Raw genomic sequence first — 23,363 nt, 5'->3', positions numbered from 1 at the left:
CCCGCGCTCCCCATTCCGCTGATGCGGTACCCCGGCGGCCCGGCTGCCCCGGCGGTCGACGGCCTGCCGCCTCCGCCCCCGGCCGCCCCCGCCCGGGCGGGCTCGCGTGGACATTCCCGTCGGGCCCCGGTGGCGGCACCGGGCCGGCCGGGCCCGCGACGAGCCGCACCCGCCACGCGCCGCTCCGGCAAGGCTGCGGTCCGCGACGCGGAGTGCGGAGGTGTGCTGGATGAGCGCGCTGGGTGAATTCCGGTCGCTGAGCCGCTCGCGGTCCAAGGCCGGCTCCGCCGATCACCGCGAGAAGAACCGCGACAACAAGGCGGCAGCGGTCTTCCTGGCGCCGTGGGTCATCGGGCTGGTCGGCATCACGCTCGGGCCGATGATCGCGTCGCTGTATCTCGCGTTCACGGATTACAACCTGCTCCAGGATCCGCAGTTCACGGGTCTGGACAATATCCGGCGCATGTTCTCGGATGAGCGGCTGGCGCAGTCCCTGAAGGTCACCTTCACGTACGTGATCGTGTCCGTCCCGCTGCAACTGGCCGTCGCGCTCGGCCTGGCGCTGCTGCTCGACCGGGGAATCCGCGGCCTTCCGCTGTACCGGTCGATTCTCTATTTGCCCTCGCTGCTGGGGGCGAGCGTGGCCATCGCCGTGCTGTGGCGACTGGTGTTCGGTACCGAGGGGCTGGTGAACGCCTTTCTCGCCATCTTCGGGATCGAGGGCCCCGGTTGGGTGTCCGACCCCGATACCGCGCTGGGGACGATCATCATCCTGCATGTGTGGACGTTCGGCGCGCCCATGGTGATCTTCCTGGCCGGTCTGCGGCAGATACCGCGTGAGTTGTACGAGGCCGCCGCGACCGATGGCGCCTCGCGGCCCAAGCAGTTGTTTTCCATCACCCTGCCGCTGCTGAGCCCGATCATCTTCTTCAACCTGGTGCTCGGGCTGATCGGAAGTTTCCAGTCGTTCACCCAGGCCTACATCGTCTCCAACGGAACGGGCGGGCCGAGCGATTCCACGCTGTTCTTCTCGCTGTACCTGTACCAGGAAGGCTTCACCAGCTTCCGCATGGGCTACGCGTCAGCCCTCGCCTGGCTGCTGCTCATCATCATCGGAGCTTTCACGGCGCTGAACTTCTGGGCCTCCAAGTATTGGGTTTTCTATAATGACTGACGCCCTCACGACCACAAGGCGGCCCGAGCCCACGCCCGGCATACCGGCGCCGAATCGTTCCCTCGCTGCCCGCGGACGGCCCGCGAGGCGACGCATCATCAGCGTTCTCAAGCACACCGGGCTCATCATCATCTGCCTGCTGATGCTGTATCCGCTGCTGTGGATGATCGCCAGCTCCCTGCGCCCGAACTCCGACATCTTCACCAGCTCGGGTCTGTTCATCGACACCTTCGACTTCGACCACTACCCCACCGGCTGGGACGCCCTGGCCTACCCGTTCAGCACCTACCTGCTGAACTCGTTCCTGGTCGTGCTCGGCTCGGTGATCGGCAACCTGATCTCCTGCTCGATGGCCGCGTACGCGTTCGCGCGCCTGCGTTTCCGCTTCAGAGGGCTCGCTTTCGTGGCCATGCTGATAGCGATCATGCTGCCCATCCACGTGCTGATCATTCCGCAGTACGTCTTCTACGCGCAGCTCGGCTGGATCAACACCTATCTGCCGCTCATCCTGCCCAAGTTCCTGGCCACGGATGCGTTCTTCATCTTCCTCATGGTCCAGTTCATCCGCGGCATTCCCCGAGAACTCGACGAGGCCGCCCGCATCGACGGCGCCGGACACGCCCGCATCTACGGGCAGATCATGCTTCCGCTGATGGTCCCCGCGCTGGCCACCGCCGCCATCTTCACGTTCATCTGGACCTGGAACGACTTCTTCACGCAACTCATCTTCGTGACCAAGCCCGATCTCTACACCGTGCCCGTGGCGCTGCGGTCCTTCATCGACGCCCAGACGACATCCGACTTCGGCGCCATGTTCGCGATGAGCGTCGTCTCACTCATCCCCGTATTCCTGGTGTTCCTCTTCGGTCAGCGTTTCCTGCTCCGCGGCATCGCCACCACCGGCGGCAAATAGCAACCGAACCGACGCCCCGGACAAGGGCCAGAAAGGGAAGAACATGACCCTTCGTGTGCGACGGAGCACGCGCGCGGGCATCGCCGCCGTCACGGTCTGCGTTGCCCTCGCCTCCTGTGGTGTGGGGGCCGACCCCGTGCAGAATCCGGAACTTTCCGAGGACGAGGTGACCATCACGTTGAACTGGTGGGGCGCCGACGCCCGCACCCAGTCGACACTCGACGTGATCGAACTCTTCGAGGAGGAGTACCCGAACATCAACGTCGAGGCGCAGTACTCCGACTGGACGGGCTACTGGGACCGGCTGGCCACCACCACGGCTGCCGGTGACATGCCCGACGTCACCCAGTTCGACGAGCTTTACCTCGCGTCCTACGCCGAGCGCGGCGCCCTGCTCGACCTGTCCTCGGTCAGCAACATCCTGGACCCCTCCGCGGTCGATGCGAACGTCCTGGACTCCGGACGCGTCGACGGCACGCTGTACGCGGTCCCCACCGGCGCCACGACCAACGGCATCCTCATCAACACCACGCTCTTCGAGCAGTACGGCGTGGAGGTCCCCGACACCACCTCGTGGACGTGGGATGACTTCGAGGAAGCCGCCACCGAGTTGTCGGAGGCGTCCGACGGCGAGGTGCACGGCATCAGCCCGTTCGGCCAGGACTCCTTCAGCCTCAACGTCTGGGCCCGCCAGCACGGCGGGGAGCTCTTCGACGCCGAGGGGGACCTCGTCCTCGATCCCGAGGTCCTGGCCGCCTACTGGCAACGGGCACTCGACTGGATCGACAGCGGGGCCGCGCCCTCGGTGGGCGAGATCAGCGAGACCATGAACCTGCCGCTCGACCAGTCCAGCCTGGTGACCGGCCAGGCGGCCATGGGCTTCATTCCCGCCGGCCAGTTTCTCGCCTACCAGTCGGCGGGGCCCGACTTCGACTACGCCCTGGCGAACTGGCCCACCGACAGCGACACCGCCGAGGGATTCCAGTACCTGAAACCCACCATGTACTGGTCGGCCGCCTCCACCACGGAACACCCCGCGGAGGCCGCGCTCCTGATCCACTTCCTGGCCAACGACACCCGCGTCGCCGAATCCTTCGGCCTCGACCGCGGCGAGCCGGGGAACCCGGCCTTCCGCGAAGCCGTCGAGCCGCTGCTGGACGAGAGCGGCAGGGAATCGCTGGCCTTCACCGAGGCCATGAGCGAAGAGGTCGGCGACACTCCCCCGATCACCCCCAACGGGGCCAGCAACATCGGCAGCGGCCTGCTCGGCCGCTATTACCAGCAGGTCCTGTTCGGGGAATCCTCCCCGGAGGAGGCGGCGGAAGGCTTCCTCAACGAACTGGGGGACTCCATCACCGCCGCGGGCTGACCCGCGCTCCCCCGCGCGCCGCTCACGGCCGGGCCATGAGCGGCACGCGGGCGCCACCGGCCGATCCCCCGAAAACCCGCGAAAGATCACCTGCCCCGGGGACCCATCCACACAATTTCCGACAGGCAGCCACAGGCGAGGAGGCGACGCGACGAGCGGAGCGGGCGGATGGGCGACCCGGGACTTCGCCACCGCAGGAACGCCGCCCGTCAGCGGATCGTGGACTCCCGGACGACCAGGCGGTGGGGCCCGGTGAACTCGCGGGCACGGCCCTCCCGCCGCGGCGCCAGGAGGCGGGCGAGCAGCATGTCGAAGGCGGCCGCGACCATCTCCGTGTGCCCGGGGGCGACGGTGGTGAGCGAGGGCACGGTGTACGCGGCGTGCCCGATGTCGTCGAAGCCGGTGACCAGCACGTCACCGGGCACGGTCAGCCCCCGGTCGGCCAGGCCGCGCAGCACGCCGATGGCGAGCGAGTCGGTCAGGCACATCGCCGCGTCGAACGCGACGCCCGCCCCGGCCAGTTCGCGCACGGCCGCGGCCCCGGCCTCCGTGGCGAACGCGCAGGGCACCAGCAGTTCGTCGCGCGGCTCGACGCCCGCCTCGCGCAGCGCCGCGAGATGGCCGGCGGTGCGCAGCGTGGCCGCGCCCTCCTCGCCGTGCGTCCGGCCGCCGAAGACCGCGATGCGGCGGCAGCCGCGCTCGACGAGGTGGCACGTGACGTCCCGGGCACCCTCGAAGTTGGCCATGGAGACGCGGTCGACATCCCCGCCGTGGATGCGCTCGCCGAGCGCGACCACGGGGAAATCGGTGGGGAACGTGGGCGCGTCCGCATCCCCGAGCCGTACGGTGCTGATGATGAGGCCGTCGTACATCCGCAGCCGGGACTGGGCCAGGGCGTTGATCTCGCCCTCGCGGGAGGCGCCGGTCTGTTCCACGGCCACCTGGTAGCCGCGGCGCCCCGCCTCCGCGATCACCAGCGCGGCCAGCTCCGCGCAGTACGGCTGGTCGATGTCGGGCACCGCCAGGCCGATCACTCCGGTGCTGCCCGCGCGCAGATTGCGCGCCGCGACGTTGACCCGGTAGCCCAGGCGTCCGATCGCCTCGGTCACTTTGAGCCGTGTCTCGTCGCTGACGTAGGGGTGGCCGTTGATGACGTTGGACACCGTCATCGCCGATACCCCGGCCGCCTTTGCGACTTCGCTCATCGTCACCATGCGTCGATTATCCATGTCCGCATCGCACCGCCGGCCGCCCCGCACACACCGCGCCCGCGGAGCCCGGCCGCGGGGCCCGCCCGGGTGGCGGACGCCGCGGCCTCAGGGCGTCACACCACGAGCCACAGGCCGCCAGCGACCAGGAAGGCCGAGACGCCGAGGGTCGTCTCCATCACCGTCCAGGTCTTGAGCGTCGTCTTCTCGTCCATCCCGAAGAAGCGGCTGACCAGCCAGAATCCCGAGTCGTTGACGTGCGAGAGCACCGTGGCACCCGCCGCGATGGCGACGACGAGGAGGGAGATCTGGAAGTCACCCAGGTTGGCGTCGGCGACCGCGCCCGCGATCAGCCCGGAGGTGGTGGTCAGCGCCACCGTCGCCGAGCCCTGGGCGACCCGCAGCAGGGTGGCGATGATGAAGGCCTGGACGATCAGCGAAATACCGAGGTCCGACAGCGAGTCGCTCAGCGCGCTGCCGATGCCGCTGAGTTCCAGGACACCGCCGAACATCCCGCCGGCGCCGGTGATCAGGATGATGGAGCAGATCGGGCCGAGCGAGTCGTCCAGATTGGCGGTGACCTCGGACATCGACGAAGCACGGGGGCGTGCGAGGAGGGCGATCGCCAGCAGGACGGTGATCATCAGCGCCACCGGGGTGCTGCCCAGCAGGCTGAGGAACTCCGCCCAGCCCTGGCCCTCGTCGAGGGTGCCTGCGGTGACGAGCGTGTCGATCACCGTGTCGAAGGAGATCAGGACCAGCGGGAAGAGGAGGAGCAGGAGCACCAGCCCGAACGACGGGGGCCGCCGGCCGGGCGTGGCCTCGTTCCCGTTCGCACCGCCCTGCTGTTCCGGGGTCCTGCCGCTGCTGTCCCTGGCCTCGCCGAAGAGCACCTCGGGGATGGGGATGTGAATCCGCGCGCCGAGCCACCGGGAGACCAGCATCACGCCGAGGTACCAGGCGACGACCGCGATCGGGACGCCGACCAGCATGGTGACGCCGATGCTGCCGCCGAGCACGTCGGCCGCGGCCACCGGCCCGGGGTGCGGCGGGGTCATGGCGTGCATGGCGGCGAACGCACCGGCCGCCGGCAACGCGTAGACCAGCAGCGAGCCACCGAACCGGCGCGCCACCGTGAGGATGATCGGCAGGAAGACGACCAGTCCCGCGTCGAAGAAGATCGGGAAGCCGAAGAGCAGGGCCGCCACGCCCAGGGCGAACGGCGCGCGGCGTTCGCCGAATCTGTTGATCAGCGTGTCCGCCAGTACCTGGGCGCCGCCGGTCACTTCCAGCAGGCGGCCCAGCATCACACCGAAGGCGACCAGCAGGGCGACGGACCCCAAGGTGTCCGCGAAGCCGAACATGAGCACATCGGGGATCTGGGCGACCGGGAAGCCGACGGCCAGCGCCGTGATGACGCTGACCAGGACCAGCGACACGAAGGCATGCAGCTTCAGCTTCATGATCAGGAACAGCAGGAGGGCGACGGCGCCCGCCGCGATCAGCAGCAGGGTCGCCGTGCCGTAGGCCGGCTCAATGGCTTCCATGAGAAGTCTCCGTTGAATTCTCGGGGTTCTCGTACGCGGACAGGGCGGCGGCGGCCCGGGCGGCAACCGCCTCGGGGGCTGCCGTGACGGCGACCTCGATGCCGAGCTCGTCCGCCTGGAGCGGTTCGAGCGCGGCGAACTGCGAGTCGAGCAGGGCGCCGGGCATGAAGTGGTCGTGGCGCCGCGCGAGCCGTTCGGCGATCAGGGCCCGGTCGGCCGCCAGGTGGACGAAGAAGAGACCGGTCGCGGCGGCGCGGAGCCGGTCGCGGTAGGCGCGTTTGAGGGCGGAGCAGCTGACGACGCCGCCGCGTCCCGTGCGGTCGGCGGCCCAGGCGCCGATGGCGTCGAGCCACGGTTTCCGGTCGGCGTCGTCGAGCGGGACACCGGAGCTCATCTTGGCGATGTTGGCTTCCGGGTGGAACGCGTCGGCCTCCGCGTACGGGACCTCGAACGCGTCCGCCAGCAGCGCGCCGACCGTGGACTTGCCCGTGCCGGACACGCCCATGACGACCACCACGTGCCTGATGGGCATCTGCACCTCACTGTCCTCTTCGACTGGTGCCGCCAGACTTACTCCTGAGTACGACATATTCAAGACCGCTTCACTAAAATGTAATACTTATTGGACGGTGCCGACCGACGCGTAGGGTGACAGAGGACGAACGACACCACCACGGGCCTGCCATGGGAGATCCATGACCAGTGAGGGGCGGGGGTTGCACGCGAGGCTGCTGGCGTGCCTGGGACCCGAGATCACATCCGGTGAGTACCCACCGGGGACGGTCCTGCGCACCGACGCGCTGGAACGGCGCTTCGACGTGTCCCGCACGGTCGTCCGCGAGGCGGTCCGGGTCCTGGAATCCATGCGCCTGGTGTCTTCCCGGCGCCGCGTCGGCGTGACCGTGCGGCCCACCGAGGAGTGGAACGTCTTCGATCCGCAGGTCATCCGCTGGCGGCTGGCCGGCTCCGACCGGCCGCGCCAGCTGCGGTCCCTGACCATGCTGCGCTCGGCGGTCGAGCCGGTCGCGGCCGGGCTCGCGGCCCGACTGGCGACGCCGCGGCAGTGCGCGGAGCTGACCGAGCACGCGCTGGGCATGGTCGCGACCTCGCGCGGCCAGCAGCTGGACGCCTACCTGGTGCACGATGTGGCGTTCCACCGCGTCGTGCTGCGCGCCTCGGGCAACGAGATGTTCGCCAAGCTGGGGGACGTGGTCGCGGAGGTCCTCGCCGGGCGCACCGAGCATCACGTGATGTTCACCGACCCCGACCCGGCGGCGGTGACCCTGCACGTCCAGGTCGCCGAGGCGGTACGGACCCGCGACGAGGACCGTGCCGAGCGGCTGACCCGCGAGATCACCACCGGCGCCATGGCCGAGCTCGACGTGCTCGCCCCCTGACCCACCGGCGGCAACTCTGGGCAGACACCCGGCCCTTCAGCCATCATGACTACCTCGCGTGCGCGTCGGAACGTGGGGTATGTCATGGCAGGCAACCGGTGCGCCTGCCGCCCGGCGCCGCGGAGTTGCGCCGCCATCAGTGGCTTGACTTCCGTGAACGGCGGCCCGGCAGCCTGTTCCCGCTGTTCGCCGCGCTGCGGTCACCCGAGGCGGCGGCCACCGTCGAATCCCTCACGCCGACGCCGGTCATGACCAGCCGCTTCCGCGCACCGCTCGCCGCTCGGCAGTCCGTCGCCGGGTGCAGGAACCTGGCCGGCGTCCTTCCCGGTTTCGCTCTGGTGACCCAGGTGTTCCGTCCGCTGGAGGTCCAGAGCACGGCGCTGGCCGTGGTCGCCGGCTTGCTCGTCCTGCGCCTGGCGCGCCTGGGCAGCCGGGTCGCAACGCGGAGGATCACCACCGCGCAGATCCGCAGGAGTTGTGCGGTGACCTGCACCGTGGCGGTGGTGTGGGCCGGGGTTGTGGCGTCCGTCTTCTGGATACCGGTGACGGTGTCTCCCACCTGGGGCCCTATGTGCCGAAGGACTTCCACCTGGGCACCATCGTGATTCCGCTGATCCTCAGCGTGTCCGCCCTGCCTCCGCTCATGATGCTGGCCGGTGTCTTCTCCTACGCGCTGCTGCGCGGGCAGTGGCTCCCCCGGTTCGGCGGAGGCACCTGGACGGGGTTCGTACCGGCATCGGTCGCTCCCGGCATCCTGCTCGCCCTCATGACCGAATTCCACGTGGCATACGCGGGGTGAGCCGTCCCGGCGCCGCCGGGCCCGGGTCGGTCGGGCGCGGGTGCGGGTGCGGGTGCGTGGCACCGCCCCTGGGGAGGGGTCCCGGCGCTCCGGCGGCATCATGCTGCTGACCGTCGAGAGGCCGAGGTGCCCCATGCCGAAGGAGACACTCACCTGGTCCGGCTACCGGCCCGTGGTTCCCCCGGCCGGCTGCCTCGTCGCACATCTGGTCGTCAACCCGATCACCTGGCCCGGGTACGTGGTGACGGTCTGGCTCTCCATGACGTCACGACCGCTGTGGTGGGGCCTGCCCCTGTTCCTCCCGCATGCGCTGCTGCTGTTCGCCGCCGTCACGGCCGCCGTCGCGTCGCGGTTCGCGGCGGACACCGCCGAGTTCGCCGCGGACCGCGTCGTGCTCAGGGGCGAGTCGAACGCGCGAACCGTGGCCGTGACCGACCTGAGGTCGGTGGCCGTGGAGCATCACGGCGTCGTCGGGGAGGGCTACACGCAGACCCGGCTGGAGCTGCGGTGGTCGACGCGGGGCGGTGCCGCCGGAATGGGCATCATCGGGCCCCACGACCCCGGGCTCGCATCCTCCCTCACCGAACTGCTCGGCCACCGGGTGCGGGAGACCTGGGTCGACCTGCACGACGCCCCATGGCCCGGTCCGCCGTGACCGGCAGGCCCCGCGGGCCGTTCACGTCGCCGGGGTGAAGCTGTCGATCATGCCGCCCCACTCGGGGCCGTCCCAGCTGACGACCAGGTGGGTGCCATCGGGGTCGAGCTCGACGGTGCCCGCCGACCGCTGCTCATCGGGCGTTTCGCAGGCCAGCTCGATTCGGGTCTCACCGCCCTCGCTGGTCAGCGTGCCGGGGCAGGCCAGGGTCCCGGTCGTCTCGGCGTCCTCGCCGGTCACCGTCAAGGTCTCGATGGGGCTGTCGTTGATCGGCGCCCACGTGCCGTCCATGCCCTCTCCGCGCGGCGCCGTGTCAGCGGGCTCCTCCGCGGTGTCGTCCTCCTCGCCGCCGGCCGGTGGGTCCTGGTCACCCTGCTGGTCGGCGGACTCCTGCGACTCCTGCTCCGTGTCCTGCCCACCGTCGTCGTCGCCACCGCACGCGGCGAGCCCTCCCATGAGCAACAAGCCGCCCGCGGCCACCGCGACTGTCCGCCCTGCCCTCATGAACTGCGTCCTTCCTGCCAGGAATCCGGGTCCGACCGCCCTTATCCTGCCACCCACCGCCCACCACTCCCCGCCGGCGGGTGCCTGGCGACGGCGGGCCGGCGCGTCAGCGCAGCGCCGGCATGATGTGGTCGTGGATGAGGCGCAGTTGGGTGTCGACATCGGCGACGTGGTCGAGATCACGGCCGGTGAAGGCGCGGACCAGACCGCGGTCGGTGATGGCGCAGATCATGTGGTTGACGCCGGTTGGCACGATCTCCCGCCGGATCTTCTCCAGACACTCCTCGGGGGTGCCCGAGATGGACAGCCGGTCCGCGATGTCCTGGCTCGTCAGCTCGATCCCGCGGGCCAGGTCGCCACCGGCGATCGCGTCGATGACGGGAGCGAGTTCGTCCGGGTCGACCCCGTTGCGGCGTAGCTGCTCCTTCGGCATCGAGGAGGCGTAGATGCCCACCATGCTGCGGGCCGCCTCCTTCGCCCGCGCGGAGTCGGGCCCGGTGGCGAAGACCACCCACGCCCCGATGTCCAGGTCCCGCCAGTTCTTTCCTGCCCGTTCGGCTCCGGCCCGGATGTGCCGCACCGCGTACTCGTAGGCCTCCCTGGTGTAGCTCAGGGCATGGTGGCAGCCGTCGGACAACTCACCGGCCGCCTCGAAGGACTTGGGCCCGCGCATGGCGCCCAGCATCAGCGGGAGGCGTGGCTGAACGGGCCTGGCGAAGGTGAACAGTCCGTCGTAGCCGAAGAAGTCGCCGTTGTAGGTGATCGTCCCGCTGTCCAGCAGCGTGCGGACCACGTGCAGCCCCTCCTTCACGCGGGACAGCGGCCGGGTCTTCGTCCAGTCCATGCCGTACTGCGCCAGCAGCCCGAAGTTACCGCTGGAGAGCACGCCTTCGGCCCGTCCCCCGGACAGTTCGTCGAGCGTGGCCAGCGACTGCGCGATCAGGCTGGGCTCGCGCAGCGTGACCGGGGAGACGCTGGGACCGAAGCGGATGCGGCTGGTACGGCCCGCCGCCACCGCGAACAACTGCCACAGATCCTTGTGCCACGTTTCGTCGGCGGCGTAGCAGGCGTGGAAGCCCAGCTCGTCGGCGAGGCGAATCGACGCCAGCGACTCGTTCAGGGGGTAGTCGGGAAGGAGGGCGTAGCTGAACTTCATCTGCACCACCCGGAATCCGGCAGGGACGTGCTCGGGCACTACCGCTGCCAGCCTGTCCAGGACCGCAGCCGTGAAACAGTCCGGTCCCGGCCACGTCGTCGACGGCGGCCATCGCGGCGCCGGTCCGGTGCCCGGCCGGATTGTGTCCGTTCTCCGGCCGCCGGGCGGGCCCCGCGGGCCGGCGCGCTCCGCGACCGTTCCCCGCGTACGCCTCTTGTCCTCGCAGGCAGGTGAACCTAGGGTCTCCGCAAGCGCTTTCCCCCGGGTCTGGCCGGAAAAGGTGGTATCCATGCCCGCTCCCTTCGTCGTTCCGCCGCCGCAGGCCCCCACCGCGAACGTGATGGGGCGCCCGTGATCGGCCGCCGCCGTTTCGTCGCCACGACCGCCTCGGGGACGGGCCTGTCCCTCACGGGCGCCGCCACCGGCTCGGGCGGCGCGGCCGCGGCCGCGCAGGGAGCGGCGCGGGACCGCACGTTCCTCGGCCTCGTCACCGCGGAGGCCGACGGACTGGTCCCCGAGGTCCTGTCCTCCTACCGCGACGAGCTGGCCGACATCTCCGCCCGGCGCACGGCCCGTTCGCTCCGGCGGCTGGCCGCCGCCTGGGCCTGGCAGGACTCCGCCCACCACCGGGACGAGGCGCTGCTCGGCCCGATGGCCGAGATGGCCGAGGCGCTCGCCGCGCATCAGCACGACGACGGGCTGTTCGACCAGGGCAATCTGCACTCGCCCCCCGACACCGCGTTCAGCATCGCCGACCTGTGTCTGGTGCTCGGCCTGCTGGGCGGCGGCGACGAGACCCGTGCCGAGGACGTCCGCATCACGCTGAGCCGCATCGTCCGCGCGGCCGGACCGCCGATCGCCGAGGGCGGCGTGCACACGCCCAATCACCGGTGGAAGGTGTGCGCTGTCCTCGCCCAGATCAACGCCCTCTTCCCGGACGGCCGTTACCCGCGCCGGATCGACCAGTGGCTGGCCGAGGGCATCGACCAGTACCCGGGCGGACAGTACAGCGAGCGCAGCGCCACCTACGCCGCCGTCGTGACCGGGCCCTCGCTGCTGACCGTTGCCCGGCTGTGCGACAGGCCGGAGCTGTACGAGCACGTGCGGCGGAACCTGGCGGCCACCCTCTACCAGATCGAGCCCAACGGCGAGGTCGTGACGGTCCATTCCCGTCGCCAGGACCAGACCCGGCAGCGCTCGCTCGCCGACTACTGGCTGCTCTACCGGGCGTTGGCGCTGCGCGACGGCAACGGCCGGTTCGCCGCCGTCGCCCGGGACGTCGAGCGGCGGATCGCCGAGCTGCCGGCGGCGGAGGACCCGCCCGGCGACGCCCTCGCGCGCGTCCTGGACGACCCGGAGCTGGCGCGACAGCTGCCCCCGTCCGAGCCGCCGCCCACCCGCTACACCCACCACGACACGGACGTCCGCCTCGTCCGCCTCCGGCGCGGCAGCCGAACGATCACCCTGTTCGGCGGCACGGACTTTCCCGATGTGCGGGCGATCTCCTCCGGGCTGTCCACCAACCCCACTTTTCTCTCCTTCCGCCGCGGCGCGGCGATCCTCGACTCGGTGCGGCTGGCCCCGCAGTTCTTCTCCCTGGGTCACTTCCGCAGCGAGGACCTTCAGCCGGCCGGGGGCGGCTGGCGGCTGCACGCCCGTGTCCGGGCCGCCTACCACCTGCCGCTGCCGCCCCAGCACCGGCGCCGGGACGGCGACTACCCGCTCACCGACGACGGCCGCTTCTGGTCGGCCATGGACTTTCCCCACCGGCCCAGGACGTATGTGACGCTGCGCACGGAGGTGCTGGTCGAGGAGGCCGGCGAGGGACTGAACGTGTCGTTCGAGGTGGACGAGTCGGAGGTGCCGCTGGCGATCGAGCTGGTGTTCCGCCCCGGCGGGGAGCTCGGGGGCGCGGGGCTGGCGGCAGTCGAAGGGCAACCCGACACCTACCAGCTGACGTCCGGCGAAGGCAGCTACCGACGCGGCGACGACCGGATCACGTTCGGTCCCGGGAACGGCGCGGGACCCGGGCAGCCGGCCGTGGTCGATCCGGGCGAGCGCTACACCTGGCTGAACGGCAGCCTCACCCCGCCGGGCCCGCGCGTGCTGATCACGGGCCGCGCACCGTTCCGCTACCGCCTGAGGCTGCGCTGACCGCCGGAGCACCGCGCCCGGGACGGGGAACGCCCGGGCAGCCCAGCCGCGCCGGGGCGGGCGCGGTACGGGTTGACGGGGAACCACTGGGTGACCACATCCGGCCACACTGGAGGTGCCGCCCGGGCGGCCAGGTCGCTGGTGCCCTCGGGGGCCGCCGCGGACGTGATCCCGCCGCGGCCCGCGGGGGCCGGACCCGGTGCCGGGGGGCTACGCGTCGGGCCCGTAGGTCCCGTAATCCGGAAGCCCCGTCGCCTCGAAGGTGTGCACCGACAGACCGCCCGGTGTCGTCCGGTGACCGACGAGCCGCAGGCCGGCCGGCGCGCCGCCGTCCGGGAACAGGCGCCGGCCCTGGCCCACCACGACCGGAGCGATCACGAGCCGCCACGTGTCGACCAGCCCGGCGGCCGACAGGGACTGGGCCAGGCGGGCGCTGCCGTGGATCTGGAGTTCCCGGCCCGGCTGCCGCTTCAGCTCGGCGACCCGGGCGGGGACATCGCCGGAGAGGATCGTGGTCGGGTTCCAGGCGGCCTCGGTCAGGCTGCGGGAGGCCACGTACTTCGGCAGGCCGTTCAAGATCGGGGCGGAGGGGTGGTCGGTCATCTTCGGCCAGTCCCGCGCGAAGTTCTGGTAGGTGCGGCGGCCGAACAGGAAGGCGTCCGCCTCCCCGAGCCACGAGGCGACCAGCCGGTCGAACTCCTCGTCGAGGTGCGGCACGAACCAGCCCCCCGCCCGAAACCCGTCGCTGGTGTCCTCGTCCGGGGAACCCGGCCCCTGGGACACCCCGTCGAGCGTCAGGAACTCCTGCACGACCAGCTTCATGGCGCACCACTTCCTCTTTTCGGCGAGGAGACGCGGACCGTCCCCCACCCCTCAGACTCCGCGGGCTGCGGAAATTCATCGGTACGAACGCTGCTGACCCCGTCGGACCGCGCGGTACCGCCGAGCGGGATCGCGGGGAAGCTACGCGGAAGCCACCTGCCACAGGAAGCCGTCCGGGTCGGTGAAATACCCGGAGTAGCCGCCTTCGGTCTCCGCGGCAGCGACGACGACGTGGCCGCCGGCGGAGTCCGCCGCCGCCAGGAGGGCGTCGGCCTCCTCACGGGACTCGGCCCTGCGGTTGAGGGCCACCGCGCGGAAGCCGGCGCCGTCCCCGCCGACTCCCGCGTCCCTCGCGAGGGCCTTGCGCGTCATCAGGCCCAACCTGCACGTTCCGGGGGCCGGGCGGAAGTCGATGTACTTGTCGCCGTAGTCCCTGTCGACCGTCATGCCCAGGGCCGCGTAGAAGGCTTTGGACGCCGTCGGCGCTGCGACGCCGAGGAGGGCCGCGGTCTCGGTCGGCACCGGGGGCTCCGCCGCCGGGCCGGTGTCCTTCTTGGTCGGCGCGGACAGCTTCCAGATGGCGCCGTCCGGTGCCCGGCACACCGCGGAGAACCCGCCGAACAGCCCCTTCTTCGCGGGTTTCAGAACGTCCGCTCCGCCCAGGACCGCGGCGTCGAGCAGGGCTTCGACCTCGCTGGGCTGACTGACGACGCAGCTCATGACGTAACCGCGGAAACCCGACGTCGCGGGCTCCGCGTCCGCGTCCGCGGCGAGCGCCTCGGCCCCGTGCAGAGCGATCCGTCCGGCCCCGTGCATGTCGAGGTCCACGTACTGACCGTGAGCGGCGGTGGCGGGCGAGAACGCGGCCGAGTAGAACTCCTGCGCGGCGTGGACCTCCGGCACTCCGAGGGTGATGGCGTCGAGCGAGAGGGTCACGTTTGGCTCCTTGGCGGGAAAGGCTCCTCATGAAGGTGCGGTCCGAGATCGCTCTCGTCCGGCACCTCGGCACCTCGGCACCTCGGGTGTCGCGGCAGAAGAGGCAGCTCGCGTGCATGGCGATGTCTTCCGCGGTCACCCTAGGCAGGTGCCGGACCGGATGCTTCTCGAATCCTGATCGATCCGGTCACCTGTTCGGCCGCCAGGACGGCGAGCACCGCGAGGACCGCTCGCGGCCCTCGCGGTGCTAGTCGTTGGGCACGACGCGCCACCGGTTGTCGGCGGTGCCGTTGTCGGAGTCCTGGACCGCGAACGCGCCGACCGCGGTGGAGTGGCCCTGGATGCCGAGCAGCTTGCCGCTGTGCCCGTTGCGGATCTGGTACGTCCCGTCTCCCTGATCGAGCAGCGTCCACCTGTGGTCGGCGGTGCCGTTGTCCGCCCATTGCAGGACCGGCGCATTGTCCGCGGTGGACATGTCCTGAACGCCGAGCACTTTGCCGCTGTGGGCGTTGCGGAACCGGACCGCGTTCCCGTCGGTGATCATTTCCCAGTTGTGATCCGCGGTGCCCGAGTCGTGCCACTGAAGAGCGCGACCGCCGTCGGCCGTGGACATGTCCTGGATGCCCAGCACGTAGCCGCTGCCCGCGTTGACGAGCCGGACGGTGGCGCCGCCCCCTTCGCCGCCGGTATTCCAGTAGACGGTGTAGTTGTGGCCGTGCGCGTCGTAGAACGGGCCCAGGGCGACGGTGGAGCCGTTGGCGGTGGCGGTGAACGCGAGGGAGTCGCCGCCGGTCCTCGTGATCGAGGACGTGTCCAGCGACGGGAGGGAACTCAGCGAGGTGTCGCCGTAGTTGCCGGACAGCACGACCGGGCCGTAGGTGACCGCGGCGACGTCCGCATTGTCGTTGGCCGCCCGTATGACGACCTGCATGGGCAGGCGGACGGTGACCGTGTCGCCCGGGGCCCAGGAGCGGGTCAGGGTGGCGTAGCTGCCGGGCGTGGTGGTGATGTCCTGCTCCGCGCCGTTGACGCTGATGGTGGCGCCGGCGGTCCAGCCCGGGATGCGGATACGCATCGGCCAGGTCCCCTGGACGTTGCCGGTGACCTGGAGGATCGTCGTGTCGCCGACGGGGTACGACGTGGTCTGGGTGACCGTGATTCCGCGCTGTGCCCAGTTGAGCACCGAGGGCATGAACAGGTTCACGATGAGCGTGGTGTCGCTGTGGAAGTAGATGGAGTCCATCAGCCGGGTGTGCATCTCCAGGCCCGTGCCCTGGCAGCACCAGAAGCTGTCGTAGTCGGTGCTCCAGGTGCCACCGCCCCACGCCGGGCCCACGCCACGGCGGCCCCCCGGGTCGAGCGGGGTGAAGTAGGTGACGTGGCCGTGGTCGTCGGCCGGGTCCTGCTGACCGATCATCTGGTTGAGCCAGGCCCGCTCGTAGTAGTCGAACAGCGCGGCTCGGCTCGGGTCCAGCGTGAACAGCTCCCGGGTGAGCGTCAGCATGTTGTAGGTGTTGCAGCTTTCGCACGTGTCCTCGTCGAGATGAGCGGCGATCGCGTTCGGGGGGCGGAAGTGCTCCGCCTGGCTGTTGCCGCCGATGACGTAGGTGTGCGCGTTCACGGTGATGTTCCAGGCGTTGGTGGCGATGTCCCGGTAGCGGGTGGTTCCGGTGGCCTTGAACTCGCGTGCGGCACCGATCCACTTGGGCACCTGGGTGTTGGCGTGCAGCCCGTTGAGCCGGTCCTCGTTGGCCGCCAGCGGGTCGAATACCGCGGCGTGGTCGAACCGGCCCGCGGCGACGAGCCAGCGTGAGTCGCCCGTCTGCTGGTAGATATCGGACAGTACGGCGTTCATGCCGCCGAACTCGGTCCCCATCATGGCCTGCATCTGCTGGCCGCTCAGCCGGCCGGTGCGCCAGTCGACCCAGCCCGCCAGATTCAGCAGCACGTCACGGGCTTGTGTACTGCCGATGAGGCGCCAGACGTCCAGCAGGCCGGCCAGGGTCTTGTGAATGACGTAGTACGGCACGTTGCCGTTGGACAGGGTCCGGTCCTCGAGGGCGTCGAAGTCGGATTCGGGGAAGCCGCACAGGTACCCGCTGTTGAACCCCGCGGCGGCATTGTTGGCCTGGCACCTGGCCAACTCCGCCACCATGTAGTCGGCCTTGTCCCGGCAGGTGGTGTCCCCCGTCACGGCGTGGACCTGCGCCCATGCCGTGAGGAAGTGCCCCTGCATGTGGGTGCGGAACGGGAAAGTGGGCTCGTCCCAGCCGCCGTTCGAGGCGGCACCGTTGGTGGACAAGCGGTGGTTGGCCCGGAAGTTGTACAGCAACCGGTCGACATCGACGAACTTCAGGTAGTTCCGCGTGCGGTTCTGGTTGTCCAGCCATCGACTCGCGGTCAGGCGGACCTGACCGAGTTCGAAGGGGTGCGCGGACACCCCGATATCGGCCACGGCCGGGGCGGTTGCCGCTCGGGCGGGCGAGTGGCCGATGGCAGATCCGGCGGAGGCGGCGGCCGTGGCCGCGGCTGCCTGCAGGAGCCGCCGTCGACTGACGGAGGGGGACATTTTTTACCCTTTCCGTGATCGGAAAAGTGCTCGTGGGCAGAACATTTCCGCGCGGGCCGGCGGTGGGGGTCTTTCCGTGCCCAGCTGTACGACATATCGAACGTCGTTCACGAAATCGAACAGAGAATAGGAGGAGGCGAGGAGGGTGTCAATACAAATGGCAACGCCTGAACGGAATATGACTGCGTGACAGCCCAGCACCCGGCACCTGCCGCGCGCCGGGAACGGTACGTTGATGCGATGGATTTCCTCAGGCCAGTCATCCAGCCCTATGCGTGGGGCTCCAGGCAAGTCCTCGCCGACTTCCAGGGGCGCCCGGTGCCGTCCGCGGGGCCGGAGGCGGAGATGTGGATGGGGGCGCACCCGAAAGCCCCCTCCGGTGTCGTCCGGGACGGCGACGAAAAGACGCTCGACGCCGTGGTGGCCGCCGACCCCGCCCGCGAGCTGGGGGGCGAGTGCCGGGAGCGTTTCGGGGGACGGCTGCCGTTCCTCCTGAAAATCCTGGCCGCGGAGAAGGCGCTGTCCATCCAGGTCCATCCCGACCGGGCGCAGGCCCGGGCCGGGTTCGCCGCCGAGCAGGGCCGGCCGGGCCCGCCGACCTATGTGGACGACTGGCCCAAGCCGGAGCTGCTGTGCGCGCTGACGCCGTTCGAGGTGCTGGCCGGGTTCCGCGGGGCGGCCGAGGCGGCCGACGTCCTGGACGCGCTCGGCCTGGCCGAACTGGGGCCGGTGAGCGCGGCGCTGCGCGCCGACGGCGGGCCCGAGCGGCTCACCGAAGCGCTGCGGCTGGTGCTGACCTGGCCCGGGCCGGAGCGGTCCCGGCTGCTGGACGCCGTGGTGGCGGCGAGCGGGCGCGCCGCCGCGCGGGGCGGCACCCATGCGGCGGCGTACGACGCGGTGGTGCGGATGGCGGCCGATCACCCGGGGGACATCGGGCTGCTGGCCTCGTTGCTGTTCCAGCACATGGTGCTGGAGCCGGGGACGGCGCTGTTCATGCCGGCCGGCGGTTTGCACGCCTACATCACGGGCGTCGGCGTCGAGTTGCTCGCCAACTCGGACAATGTGCTGCGGGCCGGACTGACGCCGAAGCACATCGATATCCCAGAGCTGCTCCGCATCGTCGATCCGGCCGTCGAGGTGCCCGTGCTGGCGCCGCGCGCACTGCCGGCGGCCCCCGCCGTGAGCACCTACGACTCCACCGCGCCGGAGTTCCGGCTGTACCGGTGCACCCTGAACGGCGAACCGGTCGAGGTGCCGGCCGCGGGGCCGCGGATCGCGCTGTGCGTCGAGGGCAGCGCGACGCTGCGGGACGCCGGTGGCTCCGAGCTGAAGCTCTCGCGCGGCGAGTCGTGCTTTCTGTCCGCCGCGGACGGCGCCGTGGTGGCCGACGGCAGGGCGAGCGTCTTCATCGCGGCGGTGGGCTGAGCCGGGCCGGGGGCGCGAGCCGGCGACGGCATGCGCCTCCGGCCGCCCCTCAGCGGTCGATGAGGCCGGAACGGAGGGCGAGTTCGCGCACCTGGAGCAGGCGGTCCCTGGACATCTCGACCTGCTCGACGGCCGCCTTGCCCTCCGTGGCGCGTCCGCCCTTCCAGATGATCGACCCGTCCTGCGCGGTGCGCAGCGACTGGTCCTTCAGCCGGGGCCCCTGGATGACCAGCGAGAAGGTGTCCGTGGCCGAGGTCACCGAGTGCACCATGTGCTGGTCGATGGCGTAGGAGGAGCCCTCGTCCTCGGTCCTGATGGTGCTGGGCACCAGCGGCTTGCGGTGTTCGCTTTCGAGCTGGGCGCGTACGTACGTCTCGGGGCCGTACAGGCGGTGCACGTAGCGGCCCTTCAGTATCCGGGTGTGGAAGGGCCAGCGGTGGCTGTGCGGGAAGTGCGTGCCCTGGTCGAAGCGGTGGAGCCGGATGCGGAGCATGCCGTCGGGGTCGTGACATCCTGCGCGAAGGCGTCGACGGCCGAACCGGGATGCGCCCCGAACACGAGATGCAGATCGATGAGGACGCCCGCACCGCCTACTGCGCGAAGATCGAGCAGGCCGCCAGATCGGCCGCATCAGTCAAGGCATAGAAGGCCGTCCCACGTGTCTTGATGTTCGAGCGGCATGATGCCGGACGTGAGTGCTGATCTGAACTCTGGGAGCTGGTCGCCCCCTTACTGCCACCGTTCGCGGCTCGGCCGCAAGGTGGCGGGACCGCTCCGCGTGACGAGCGGGCCGTGTTCACCGCAGTGGTGTACGTGCTGACCAGCGGCTGTGCCTGGCGGCATCTGCCGCCGACGTTCGGCACGTCCTCCGCCACCGCACATCGCCGCTTCACGGCATGGACCGAGGTCGGCCTGTGGCGTCGGCTGCATCGGGCGGTGCTGGACGAACTCGGGGTCCGGGGCGAGGTGGACTGGACCTCGGCGATCGGCGACGCGGCCTCCGTTCGCGCCAAAAGGGGGGATCGCTGACGGGGCCGAACCCGGTCGATCGCGGCAAGAAGGGCAGCAAGCAGCACGTGCTGTCCGATGCCCAGGGCATCCCGCTCGCCGTCACCGTGTCAGGTGCGAACATGCACGACAGTCTCGCCCTCAAGCCGCTCATCCTCGGCATCCCCGCCGTCCGGTCCCGCCGGGGACCACGGCAGCGCCGGCCCATCAAACTCCGTGCGGACAAGGCGTACTTCTCCACCGAACACCTCAGCTGGCTACGCGAGCGTGGGCTCGTCGCGCGCATCGCGCGGCCAGGCATCGAGTCCGGCGAACGCCTTGGTCGGCACCGCTGGAAGATCGAGCGGTCGATCGCTTGGCTCTTCGGCTACCGCCGCCTGACCATCCGGTATGAACGAAAGGGCTCGCACTTCCTCGCCTTCCTCGGCCTCGCCGCTGCCCTCACCTGCTACAAGGAGCTCGCGAAATTCGCCACGTGAGACGCCCTCTGAGTCTCGGGCCGACCGGTCAGGAGGTCAATGTCCTTGGTCAGCCGGCGTTGCCATTTACCTTCCAGGAAGGCGGCGGCCGAGTTTCCCTTGAGGCGTATGAGCGGCTGCCCGTCCCAGGACGGATGGGAGGTGACCTTTCCGTCAGCCAGGCCACGTCGGCGTCGCGCTGCGCCACGACCGCCATCTGCGCGTCGTAGAGCGCCTCGGCCTTCTCCCTGAGCCAGAAAGGGAGCGCATTGCGTCCGGACGACAGGCGTTCGAGAAAGCGTCCCAGCACCTTGTGCACGGTCAGCGCTTCCAGCAGCCTGTCCGCCTGGTCGCCCCGCAGCTCCGGGAGACGGTCGGACATGCCGCCGGCGTACAGAAGAGCGTCCGTCAGTGAATCAGTGTCCTGTCGCATGGGAGCTCCTCACGCCCGGGGTGAGCCGGGGCTGCTGATCGTGTCCGCTGTGGATCGTGCCCGACGCGCTGTGGGCCTGGTCGAGCTGTCGCCACCGCCGGGAGCGGGCGGGGCACCAAGTGGGCGCACTTTCCTCGGGGTCGGGTCGCCGGCACGACGCGCCGCCGGTGGGTGCGGGACGGCAGCGAGTCCGGCGCGCGGCAGCGGTTGCCGGAGGTGATGCCGACCGGGCCGAACGCCGTGGCTGGTCCGATCCGGTCCGGTCCGATCCGGTCGAGGCGCGTGATCGACCGCGCCGCCTGTTGCCTCATCACGCACAGGCGGACCCGCTCATTGTGTTGGGCGCACTTGAGGAAATCAACCACGGCATCACCAGCCGTCCCGCACGTTGCCGGCCACACGGCGCCCGGGCCGCACCCGACGGCGGCACCCCGCGGCTGTTAACTTAGGTATACCTAACCCCGAAGCAGGGAGCAGCACCATGGCTGAGCGACCGGCCCGCAAGACACCCCAGGTTCACACCGGAGAGGTCACCTGGACCGAGCGGCTGACGCCGGGGATGCACCGGGTGGCGCTCGGCGGCGAGGGGCTGGCCGCGTTCTCCGCCGGGGAGTACACGGATCACTACGTGAAGCTGCTGTTCCCCGCGCCGGGCGTGGACTACCCGGAGCCGTTCGATCTCGCGCGTATCCGCGCCGAGCTCCCCCGCGAGCAGTGGCCCGCCACGCGCACCTACTCGGTGCGGGAGTGGGACCCGCGGGCGCGGGAGCTGATCATCGACTTCGTGGTGCACGGCGACCGTGGGCTGGCCGGCCCCTGGGCCGCCGCCGCCGAGCGCGGCGATGTGATCCGGTTCGCCGGGCCCGGCGGGGCCTACGCGCCGGACCCGGCCGCCGACTGGCACCTTCTGGCCGGGGACGAGAGCGCGCTGCCCGCGATCGCGGCGGCGGTGGAGCGGATGCCCGCCGGCGCCGAGGTGCGGGCTTTCGTCGAGATCGCCGGGCCGCAGGAGGAGCAGAAGATCAACTCCCCCGACGGCGTCGGCATCACCTGGCTGCACCGCGGCGACCGCCCGGTGGGCAAGGCCGTCCTGGACGTGGTGCGCGACCTCGACTTCCCCGCCCCCGACGTGCAGGTCTTCGCGCACGGCGAGGCCGGGATGGTCAAGGAGCTGCGCCGCCACCTCCGGCTGGACCGGGCGGTGCCGAGGGAGCGGCTGTCGATCTCCGGCTACTGGCGCCTGGGGCACAACGAGGACGGCTGGCAGGCGTCCAAGCCCGAATGGAACGCCGCAGTGGAGGCCGAGCAGGAGGCCCCGGCCGTCTGACCGGCCCGGGGAACCACCGCCCCTGGCCGCCCGGCGCGGTGTCGGCCCCGGCCGGCACCGCGCTCCCGCCCGCTCCGGACCTGGCTGAGTCCGCCGAACGGTCACCCGGGCGACCACCGCCGTTCCAACATTGGTCTGTACATGACCTCCTGCCTCCGCCACACTGTCCGCCGAGTGCGTTCCCTCCCCCACCGAGGAGCAGATCCCCCATGTCCTTGCGCACCCGGCAACGCCGTCCCGTGGCCATGACCGGCCTCCTCGCCCTCGTCGCCGCCGCCTTCCTGTCCACGGCCTCGCCCGCCGCGGCGGCGGACACCTGGACCGAGGCCGGCTCCGACCGCGCCGATCCGCTGACCGAGAGCCAGGGCCTGGCCTCGATCGAGGTCCCGGCGAACAGCCCCAACCGCTACACCGGCATCGGCACCATCCCCGCCGACGTCCGCGTGCGCGGCTGGACCCACGTCGGCGACCCCGATGCCTCCTACGACGGCTACTACATCGAGCCGTACCAGAGCGACTCGGGCACCACCAAGATGTTCCGGGTGCAGGCGCCGGACGGCGACTGGTCGGAGTACGTCCACCCACTCGGCCCCGGCGAGGCGCTGAACAACTCCTGGGTCGCCATCTCCCCCGACGGCCAGTGGATGCTGGCGGGCGAGTACGGCACGATGAACCGGCTGCTGGTCTTCCCGACCCCGGGCGTCAACTCGAGCACGTCACCTTCGGCCGACCTCCCGCAGGTCTCCACCGTCCACCTCGACCACGCCGTACGCGACGTCCAGGGCTGCGACTTCTCCGGTCCGACCACGCTGCTGTGCTCCTCCGACGACCCGGAGGGCAGCCTCTTCGGCATCACCAAGCCGCTGCTCCAGATCGACCTCTCCGGCGAGCCGAACGGCACGGCGGACGTGTCCGGGCACGTCACGGCGCTGGGTCAACTCCCGCTTCGCAGCGGCTGCTCCGGCACGTTCGAGGCGCAGGGCGTCGACTACGACCGCCGCACCGGCACGCTGCGCGTGATCGTCATGTCACCGGGCTTCTGCGTCCTGACGGACAGCATGACGTACCGCTTCACGCGGAGCTGACACCGCGCGTTCCGGGGAACGGCCGGCCCGGGCGTCAAAGGCGCGGCCGCCCCGGCTCAGCCGTCGCTCGCGGGCGCCGCGGCACCGAGGCGCCGGAACCAGGGCAGCCGCGACAGTGGCGCGTCGATCTCCACGGTGACGGGCCCCGCGACGATCCGGCCGCCGTCGGGCATGCCACCGGCCCGGTGCGCCGCCAGCGCCCCGCCCCGCACCCGCCGCAGACGCCCCCGTTTCTCCAGGCTGTCCAGATCGGCGCGCACGGTGACGCGGGAGATGCCGAACGCCTCGGCCAGGTTCCCGACATGAACGAAGCCGCGGTCCTCGACCGCGGCCGCGATGCGCTGACGGCGCTCTTCGGCAGGTACGCCCTCAGTATCGACCACCGTGCACTCTCTCGTAGTCCGATTACTCCTTGCCGTATGTG

23 protein-coding genes and 1 pseudogene are annotated in these 23,363 nt (G+C 70.7%); 13 read left to right on the top strand and 11 right to left on the bottom strand.

The window, feature by feature from the left end:
• Window positions 1–229 precede the first annotated feature (229 nt).
• The 3 genes from STBA_RS34255 to STBA_RS34245 are packed head-to-tail and all read left to right on the top strand — an operon-like array spanning window position 230 to window position 3,456.
• On the top strand, window positions 230–1,174 hold the full coding sequence (locus tag STBA_RS34255; RefSeq protein WP_077062875.1) for a sugar ABC transporter permease: 945 nt from the start codon (window positions 230–232) through the stop codon (window positions 1,172–1,174).
• Entirely contained in the window at window positions 1,167–2,087 is a 921-nt protein-coding gene (locus tag STBA_RS34250) for a carbohydrate ABC transporter permease (protein WP_077062874.1), read from the top strand. Before STBA_RS34255 ends, STBA_RS34250 begins: the two co-directional genes overlap by 8 nt.
• Window positions 2,088–2,142: 55 nt before the next feature.
• Entirely contained in the window at window positions 2,143–3,456 is a 1,314-nt protein-coding gene (locus tag STBA_RS34245) for a sugar ABC transporter substrate-binding protein (protein ID WP_216356004.1), read from the top strand.
• A gap of 209 nt (window positions 3,457–3,665) precedes the next feature.
• Here the strand turns inward: STBA_RS34245 and STBA_RS34240 are convergent, their stop codons facing one another.
• The 3 genes from STBA_RS34240 to STBA_RS34230 all read right to left on the bottom strand — a co-directional run bounded on the left by STBA_RS34240 (window position 3,666) and on the right by STBA_RS34230 (window position 6,743).
• On the bottom strand, window positions 3,666–4,661 hold the full coding sequence (locus tag STBA_RS34240) for a LacI family DNA-binding transcriptional regulator (protein WP_107485299.1): 996 nt from the start codon (window positions 4,659–4,661) through the stop codon (window positions 3,666–3,668).
• 119 nt (window positions 4,662–4,780) lie between these two features.
• Window positions 4,781–6,211 (bottom strand): GntP family permease, encoded by a 1,431-nt coding sequence (locus STBA_RS34235; RefSeq protein WP_077062871.1) that lies wholly within the window; start codon window positions 6,209–6,211, stop codon window positions 4,781–4,783.
• A complete protein-coding gene (locus tag STBA_RS34230; protein ID WP_077063811.1) occupies window positions 6,198–6,743 on the bottom strand; it encodes a gluconokinase in 546 nt (181 codons plus the stop codon). Before STBA_RS34230 ends, STBA_RS34235 begins: the two co-directional genes overlap by 14 nt.
• A 163-nt stretch (window positions 6,744–6,906) precedes the next feature.
• On the opposite strand from STBA_RS34230, the gene STBA_RS34225 reads away from it, so the two are divergent.
• The 4 genes from STBA_RS34225 to STBA_RS34210 all read left to right on the top strand — a co-directional run bounded on the left by STBA_RS34225 (window position 6,907) and on the right by STBA_RS34210 (window position 9,062).
• The gene (locus tag STBA_RS34225; RefSeq protein WP_077062870.1) at window positions 6,907–7,608 is read left to right on the top strand and encodes an FCD domain-containing protein; all 702 of its coding nucleotides are present in this window, start codon (window positions 6,907–6,909) and stop codon (window positions 7,606–7,608) included.
• Window positions 7,609–7,706: 98 nt separating this feature from the next.
• Window positions 7,707–8,213: a hypothetical protein gene (locus STBA_RS34220; RefSeq protein ID WP_077062869.1), complete on the top strand. Its 507-nt coding sequence runs from the start codon at window positions 7,707–7,709 to the stop codon at window positions 8,211–8,213.
• A complete protein-coding gene (locus tag STBA_RS34215) occupies window positions 8,180–8,407 on the top strand; it encodes a hypothetical protein (RefSeq protein WP_143659607.1) in 228 nt (75 codons plus the stop codon). The genes STBA_RS34220 and STBA_RS34215 overlap by 34 nt, the downstream gene beginning before the upstream one ends.
• A 133-nt stretch (window positions 8,408–8,540) precedes the next feature.
• On the top strand, window positions 8,541–9,062 hold the full coding sequence (locus STBA_RS34210) for a hypothetical protein (protein ID WP_143659606.1): 522 nt from the start codon (window positions 8,541–8,543) through the stop codon (window positions 9,060–9,062).
• 21 nt (window positions 9,063–9,083) lie between these two features.
• Here the strand turns inward: STBA_RS34210 and STBA_RS34205 are convergent, their stop codons facing one another.
• Together STBA_RS34205 and STBA_RS34200 are read right to left on the bottom strand one after the other, a co-directional pair.
• The gene (locus tag STBA_RS34205) at window positions 9,084–9,566 is read right to left on the bottom strand and encodes a hypothetical protein (protein WP_077062866.1); all 483 of its coding nucleotides are present in this window, start codon (window positions 9,564–9,566) and stop codon (window positions 9,084–9,086) included.
• 106 nt (window positions 9,567–9,672) lie between these two features.
• Window positions 9,673–10,722 carry an LLM class flavin-dependent oxidoreductase gene (locus STBA_RS34200; RefSeq protein WP_077063810.1) on the bottom strand — a complete coding sequence of 350 codons (1,050 nt, stop codon included), beginning with the start codon at window positions 10,720–10,722 and terminating at the stop codon, window positions 9,673–9,675.
• 351 nt (window positions 10,723–11,073) lie between these two features.
• Between STBA_RS34200 and STBA_RS34195 the strand changes: the two genes are divergently transcribed.
• A complete protein-coding gene (locus tag STBA_RS34195; RefSeq protein WP_077062865.1) occupies window positions 11,074–12,876 on the top strand; it encodes a hypothetical protein in 1,803 nt (600 codons plus the stop codon).
• 210 nt (window positions 12,877–13,086) lie between these two features.
• Here the strand turns inward: STBA_RS34195 and STBA_RS34190 are convergent, their stop codons facing one another.
• The 3 genes from STBA_RS34190 to STBA_RS34175 form a co-directional block, all read right to left on the bottom strand.
• Window positions 13,087–13,698, bottom strand: coding sequence for a dihydrofolate reductase family protein (locus STBA_RS34190; RefSeq protein ID WP_077062864.1), 612 nt, complete (start codon window positions 13,696–13,698; stop codon window positions 13,087–13,089).
• Window positions 13,699–13,839: 141 nt separating this feature from the next.
• The gene (locus STBA_RS34185; RefSeq protein WP_077062863.1) at window positions 13,840–14,634 is read right to left on the bottom strand and encodes a VOC family protein; all 795 of its coding nucleotides are present in this window, start codon (window positions 14,632–14,634) and stop codon (window positions 13,840–13,842) included.
• A gap of 247 nt (window positions 14,635–14,881) precedes the next feature.
• Window positions 14,882–17,203, bottom strand: coding sequence for a beta-L-arabinofuranosidase domain-containing protein (locus tag STBA_RS34175; protein ID WP_077062861.1), 2,322 nt, complete (start codon window positions 17,201–17,203; stop codon window positions 14,882–14,884).
• A gap of 240 nt (window positions 17,204–17,443) precedes the next feature.
• Here STBA_RS34175 and manA point away from each other — a divergent pair, with 240 nt between their 5' ends.
• Entirely contained in the window at window positions 17,444–18,628 is a 1,185-nt protein-coding gene (manA, locus tag STBA_RS34170) for a mannose-6-phosphate isomerase, class I (protein WP_077062860.1), read from the top strand.
• 49 nt (window positions 18,629–18,677) lie between these two features.
• Here the strand turns inward: manA and STBA_RS34165 are convergent, their stop codons facing one another.
• On the bottom strand, window positions 18,678–19,121 hold the full coding sequence (locus STBA_RS34165) for a hypothetical protein (RefSeq protein WP_077062859.1): 444 nt from the start codon (window positions 19,119–19,121) through the stop codon (window positions 18,678–18,680).
• Between the two features lie 14 nt (window positions 19,122–19,135).
• Between STBA_RS34165 and STBA_RS39175 the strand changes: the two are divergent.
• A pseudogene (locus tag STBA_RS39175) lies at window positions 19,136–19,273 on the top strand (type I restriction endonuclease subunit M); the annotation flags it as partial.
• Window positions 19,274–19,345: 72 nt separating this feature from the next.
• A protein-coding gene (locus STBA_RS36125; RefSeq protein ID WP_107485164.1) for an IS5 family transposase occupies window positions 19,346–20,115 on the top strand; the annotation gives its coding sequence in 2 pieces (ribosomal slippage) (window positions 19,346–19,640 and window positions 19,640–20,115; 771 coding nt in all).
• A gap of 49 nt (window positions 20,116–20,164) precedes the next feature.
• On the opposite strand, the gene STBA_RS34145 is transcribed toward STBA_RS36125, so the two are convergent.
• Complete coding sequence (locus STBA_RS34145; protein WP_077062857.1) at window positions 20,165–20,527, bottom strand: hypothetical protein; 363 nt, start codon at window positions 20,525–20,527, stop codon at window positions 20,165–20,167.
• A 481-nt stretch (window positions 20,528–21,008) separates the two neighbouring features.
• On the opposite strand from STBA_RS34145, the gene STBA_RS34140 reads away from it, so the two are divergent.
• Together STBA_RS34140 and STBA_RS34135 are read left to right on the top strand one after the other, a co-directional pair.
• Window positions 21,009–21,854, top strand: a complete 846-nt coding sequence (locus STBA_RS34140; RefSeq protein WP_077062856.1) for a siderophore-interacting protein — start codon at window positions 21,009–21,011, stop codon at window positions 21,852–21,854.
• Window positions 21,855–22,063: 209 nt separating this feature from the next.
• A complete protein-coding gene (locus STBA_RS34135) occupies window positions 22,064–22,939 on the top strand; it encodes a hypothetical protein (protein WP_077062855.1) in 876 nt (291 codons plus the stop codon).
• Between the two features lie 56 nt (window positions 22,940–22,995).
• On the opposite strand, the gene STBA_RS36120 is transcribed toward STBA_RS34135, so the two are convergent.
• Window positions 22,996–23,322, bottom strand: coding sequence for a DeoR family transcriptional regulator (locus STBA_RS36120; protein ID WP_253195189.1), 327 nt, complete (start codon window positions 23,320–23,322; stop codon window positions 22,996–22,998).
• Window positions 23,323–23,363: the final 41 nt, after the last annotated feature.

This window comes from Streptomyces sp. MP131-18, assembly GCF_001984575.1.
GTDB classification, from domain to species: domain Bacteria; phylum Actinomycetota; class Actinomycetes; order Streptomycetales; family Streptomycetaceae; genus Streptomyces; species Streptomyces johnsoniae.
This window is presented reverse-complemented; position numbering and strand designations above follow the sequence as displayed.